At 50.2% G+C, this 651-nt stretch carries 1 protein-coding gene; it reads right to left on the bottom strand.

The window, feature by feature from the left end; translation table 11 throughout:
- Positions 1-51: 51 nt before the first annotated feature.
- Positions 52-498 carry a phage GP46 family protein gene (locus tag Xvie_RS20505; protein ID WP_086110899.1) on the bottom strand — a complete coding sequence of 149 codons (447 nt, stop codon included), beginning with the start codon at positions 496-498 and terminating at the stop codon, positions 52-54.
- Positions 499-651: the final 153 nt, after the last annotated feature.

Below are 651 nucleotides of genomic sequence, written 5' to 3'. Positions count from 1 at the left end.
GACTGCAAAAAACTGCGGTTCTGCTCGCGTAATTCGGTCAGTGTTTTTCGTTTAAATGGCATTTTCTCGTTCCCATACCCAAAAAAACCGCAAGTCCTCATTATCACGCCCGGGACGCTGATAACGAATGATCATGTTTAACCGATGGGGCCAGACAATCTGCGTGCGAATATCGACAGACGCTGCCACTCCGTCGTCCAGCATCCATTGCAACGCTTCACGGGCATAATCCTCGGCGGCCAGCGCAACTGCCGTGGTGAGTTTTTGTCGATGCAGTAGCCACAACCGAGAGCCGATTTGATAATCTGCACCACTATCACCCCACCAACCCCGGCGATCAGTGCCGTCAATGACATCATCCGCCCGCGCCTGTCGGTCCGTAAACAAACTGATAATGATCGCGGTTTGCAGGTCGTTACCTGTCACCAAATCACCGTGACCAACCAGCCAATCCGCATGGATATTTTTGACATCCCACCATGACGTAATATCACTCATTTTACTGTCGCTCCTGTCGTTCTGCTGGTTACGGTCGAATCACCTGACCTCACACCGGGGACGGGATGGGTATGTTCATTATAATTATCACGGAGTTGCTTCATCGTGGTTTGATTGCTGTTACAGTTATCAATAACATCGCCAGAAACTCGT

This window comes from Xenorhabdus vietnamensis (genome assembly GCF_002127535.1).
Lineage (GTDB): Bacteria > Pseudomonadota > Gammaproteobacteria > Enterobacterales > Enterobacteriaceae > Xenorhabdus > Xenorhabdus vietnamensis.
Note: the sequence above shows the minus strand (reverse complement) of the source record. Positions and strands in the feature narration are given on the sequence as shown.

Bases quoted from the DNA above. Each gene is read 5' to 3' on its own strand.
- Xvie_RS20505 (WP_086110899.1), bottom strand. From the start codon at position 498: ATGAGTGATATTACGTCATGGTGGGATGTCAAAAATATCCATGCGGAT.